This window comes from Variovorax sp. P4_D9 (assembly GCF_056401695.1).
Window position 1 is genome coordinate 1 of sequence record NZ_JBFUIU010000795.1, and the last position, 4,040, is coordinate 4,040.

Below are 4,040 nucleotides of genomic sequence, written 5' to 3' on the forward strand. Positions count from 1 at the left end.
TGAGGCAGCAAAGAGTGAAGTGATGTGAAACAGGTCAGACCGGGACGAGCTAAACCTGCATGTGGTCTCGGACATAGAAAGTCCGCCATAGGAGATGAGGCGCTTGTCAGCGGATATGCATGGGGGCCAGCGGGGCGAGTCGGGGAAACCAGGCGAGCCGCGCAATCAAGGCCGGATATAAGGACGCAGCCGACTTCTTCGCAGCACAACACAAATTCTTCTTGCTATCCGGGAGGCATCCATATAAGTCCACATGATTTCAGATCCCGAGATTCCCAAGCCCGCCCCTGCCGAGAGCGAACTGGCTGAAGAGCCTGAAGTCACCCAGGAGGAATCGATTCCTTCGGATGGCGCGGACGAGGAGGGCGAGCAACTCATCGAAAAGTTGGGCGAAGAGCGCCGCGCTCGAGCCCGGGACCCGATGCAAAACCGTTGATTCGGGCCGCCGATGATCCGCTCCGTCGTGACGCTGGACCTCGATCCGGCGGCCTTCTGCAGTGCGCATGAGCACGCCACGCGAACCCACTTCGCACGGCGGCTCGCCGCCTTGACGCGGTGTTCCTTCGCCGGCAGCTATAACCCCCGGCTGCCGTACGAGACGCCGCCTTACTTCGTCCCGAGCGACACCGTGACGGATCCCGGGCTGGCGCGTGCGATGGGCATCACCGGGGTGCACGACCTGTTCGGTGGTGTGGTGCCGCATGCGTTCATCGCCACCAAGGCCATTACTCATGCGTTGGCGCGCACCGATGCACTGCGGCCTGACGGTTGGTCGGTGGGCTTCGCTTCCGAGGCTGCCGACGCGACCTTGACCGGCTTCTCATGCTTCACGCGCGACGAGGCGCGTACGGCAGGTCGCATGCTGCTGGAATCCGGCGTCGTCCGCGTCAAGCCGGTGAACGCCAGCGGCGGCCGGGGCCAGGTCGTGGTGACGAATGCCGATGCGCTCGACCGCTGCATCGACGCCATGGACGAGGCGGAGATCGAGATCCACGGCGTCGTCCTCGAAGAGAACCTGGAGCGACCTCAGACCTTCAGCATCGGACAGATCATCCTGGAGCGCAGGATCGTGAGCTACTACGGTCGGCAACGCCTGACCCAGGACAACGCCGGTGAAATGGTCTACGGCGGCTCCGACCTGATGCTGGTGCGCGGCGATTTCGACGAACTGCTCGCGACCGACGGCCTGACGGCCCCGCTTCGCCATGCGATCGAACAAGCGCGGGGCTATCACGGTGCGGTGATCCACCATTACCCCGGCTTCTTCTCGTCGCGGGTGAACTACGATGTCGCACAGGGCACCAACAGCCGAGGGATGTGGCGTTCCGGCGTATTGGAGCAGTCATGGCGCGTCGGCGGCGCCACGGGCGCCGAGATCGCGGCCCTCGAATCGTTCGACAGCCATCCCGAGCGCAAGCGCGTTCGGTCATCGTGCTTCGAGCTGTATGGACCGGCCTCGGTACCCGGGGACTCCATCGTGTCCTACCAAGGCGTCGATGATCAGGTCGGACGGATCACCAAATACACACTACTGTTTCCGCATGCCGACACGCCATAGCGCCATCGATATTCCCGTGGATGGACAGCACATCGAAGGCACGCTGTTCGCGGCATCGACGATGGTGCCGGGGGTGCTACTGGTTCACGGCTGGGACGGAAGCCAGGAACAGTATGTGCGACGGGCCCAGGAGATCGCGGCGCTCGGCTGCGTGTGCCTGACCTTCGATCTGAGAGGCCATGCGCGACATGCCGCGCAACGCCTGAATGTGACCCGTGAAGACAATCTGCGCGATGTGCTGGCAGCCTACGACGTGCTCGTGAGCCACCCCGCCGTAGATCCCCAGGCTGTTGCGATCGTTGGCAGCAGCTACGGCGGCTATCTCGCCGCGCTGGTGAGCGCCATGCGGCCGGTGCGCTGGCTGGCGCTGCGCGCGCCGGCGCTTTACCGCGACCACGAATGGGAGACTCCAAAAGGAAGGCTGAGCCGGTCCGACCTCGTCGCCTATAGACGCTCGCTGGTCGGCCCCAAGGACAACCGCGCCCTCGCTGCATGCGCCGAATTTGCCGGCGACGTCCTGATCGTCGAGTCGGAGCATGACCAGATCGTGCCGCATCCGGTGGTCGAGAACTATCTTGGCGCTTTCAAGCATGTCCGTTCGGTGACCTATCGCGTGCTCTCGAACGCCGACCACGCGCTCTCCACGCAGGAATCCCGCCAGGCCTACGGAGCGTTGCTGGTGTCGTGGATCACCGAGATGACGCTTGGCGCCAAGGCCACGGCCACGCTCACCAAGCCGGTGTCCGGCGGTCAGGCTTGAATCGAGGAGGGGCTGGCGGGCCCCAACCCTGACCGATAACTCTGTGTTATGGCCTTGAGGAAGATTGGTATTCGACCGCATCAGGCGACATGCATAGCATTGCATGGATTTGCCCCCATATCGTCGTCGAAACCTGGAAAGAGACAAGACATGAATCAAGCCCTTCGTCCCCTGTTGAAAGCCCTCCTTGCGGCCGGTGCCGCGCTGGCCTTGTGCGCGGCGCAGGCACAGACCTATCCCACCAAGCCCGTTTCGCTGGTCGTCGGCTTCGCGCCTGGCGGCTCGGCCGACATCCTGGCGCGTCTGATCGCGCAAAAGCTCGGCAATACCCTGGGCCAATCCGTCATCGTCGACAACAAGCCCGGTGCCGGCGCCACGATCGCGACGGCTGCGGTCGCCGCTGCGAGGCCCGATGGCTACACGCTGCTGATGGTGACCAGCGGGCACGCCGGCAGCGCCGCCCTGTACCCCAAGCTGAGTTACGACACGCAAAAGAGCTTCGAGCCCGTCGCGAAGGTGGGCGCGTCGCCGGTCGTGATCGTAGCGCCGGCATCCGCGCCCTACACGCAATTGAAAGACGTGATCGATGCAGCGCGCAAGGCGCCCGGAAAGCTCAACTATGCGGCGGGCGGGGGCGGGGCGACTACCACCAGTCTGGCAGCCGAGTTCCTGAAGAATGAAGCGAAGATCGACATGGTCATGGTGCCGTACAAAGGCTCGGGCCCGGCGCTCACGGCGTTGCTTTCGGGCGAAGTCGACGTCGGTTTCGACATCCCGTCGAGCGCGCTGCCGCACATCAAGTCCGGCAAGCTGCGGCCGTTGGCTGTGACCACCAAGACGCGATCGAGCGTGCTGCCCGAGGTGCCCACGGTCGCCGAGCAAGGCATGCCCGGCTTCGAGGTGACCGGCTGGTTCGGCATCCTTGCGCCGGCCGGCACGCCTGCGGCGGTGGTCGCGCGGCTGAACAAGGAAGTCAACGCGGCGCTGAGCGATCCGGAGACATCGAGCAAGCTGCAGAGTATGGGCGTCGAGGCCGCGTCGGGCAGCCCCGCCGAATTCGGAAAGCTGATCGACAGCGAGACCAGGCGCTAYGGCGACGCGATCCGCAAGCTCGGCATCAAGGCGGAGTGAGGCGCGCATGGCCAGCACTGAACACATGGCAGACCTCGTCGTCATCGGCGGCGGGCTGGGCGGGGTGGCCGCGACCCTGGCGGCGGCGCGGCTCGGCGCCAGCGTCGTGCTGGTCGAAGCGCTCGACTGGCTCGGGGGCCAGTTGACGTCCCAGGCCGTACCGCCAGACGAGTACCCCTGGATCGAATACCTCACTTCCTCGCAGAGCTACACCACGTTCCGCGAGACGATTCGCGCCTACTACCGGCGCCACCTGCCGCTCACCGAAGCAGCCCGCACGCGCGTGCGCTTGAATCCCGGTCAAGGCAACGTCAGTTCGCTGTGCCATGAACCGTGGGTCGCCGTGAAGGCGATCGACGAACTGCTGGCGCCGCACATGGCCGCCGGCCGGGTGACGGTGCTGAGAAAACATCGCACGCTGAAGGTCGAAACCGACGGCGACTTCGTTCGCGCCGTGCATGTGCACGACATCGAAGGCGACCGAGCCCGCGTGCTTACGGCGTCCCTCTTCATCGATGCGACAGAGATCGGCGACCTGCTCGAGATGGCCGGCGTAGAGCATGTGTTCGGCGCGGAGGCGCAGTCGCAGAC

5 protein-coding genes are annotated in these 4,040 nt (G+C 64.9%); all 5 read left to right on the top strand.

Annotated features, from left to right (window positions below):
• Nucleotides 1-253 precede the first annotated feature (253 nt).
• Complete coding sequence (locus AC1DY5_RS45350; protein ID WP_478120947.1) at nucleotides 254-436, top strand: hypothetical protein; 183 nt, start codon at nucleotides 254-256, stop codon at nucleotides 434-436.
• Between the two features lie 12 nt (nucleotides 437-448).
• Nucleotides 449-1,558 carry a DUF3182 family protein gene (locus AC1DY5_RS45355; RefSeq protein ID WP_478120948.1) on the top strand — a complete coding sequence of 370 codons (1,110 nt, stop codon included), beginning with the start codon at nucleotides 449-451 and terminating at the stop codon, nucleotides 1,556-1,558.
• Complete coding sequence (locus AC1DY5_RS45360) at nucleotides 1,542-2,318, top strand: alpha/beta hydrolase family protein (RefSeq protein ID WP_478120951.1); 777 nt, start codon at nucleotides 1,542-1,544, stop codon at nucleotides 2,316-2,318. The genes AC1DY5_RS45355 and AC1DY5_RS45360 overlap by 17 nt, the downstream gene beginning before the upstream one ends.
• Nucleotides 2,319-2,468: 150 nt before the next feature.
• Nucleotides 2,469-3,449, top strand: a complete 981-nt coding sequence (locus AC1DY5_RS45365) for a tripartite tricarboxylate transporter substrate binding protein (RefSeq protein WP_478120949.1) — start codon at nucleotides 2,469-2,471, stop codon at nucleotides 3,447-3,449.
• A 7-nt stretch (nucleotides 3,450-3,456) separates the two neighbouring features.
• Nucleotides 3,457-4,040, top strand: a 584-nt coding sequence (locus AC1DY5_RS45370; RefSeq protein WP_478120950.1) for an FAD-dependent oxidoreductase, incomplete at its 3' end; no start/stop codon positions are given.

Excerpts from the sequence above, each read along its gene's own strand:
- AC1DY5_RS45350 (WP_478120947.1), top strand. The coding sequence starts at position 254 with ATGATTTCAGATCCCGAGATTCCCAAGCCCGCCCCTGCCGAGAGCGAA.
- AC1DY5_RS45355 (WP_478120948.1), top strand. The coding sequence starts at position 449 with ATGATCCGCTCCGTCGTGACGCTGGACCTCGATCCGGCGGCCTTCTGC.
- AC1DY5_RS45360 (WP_478120951.1), top strand. The coding sequence starts at position 1,542 with ATGCCGACACGCCATAGCGCCATCGATATTCCCGTGGATGGACAGCAC.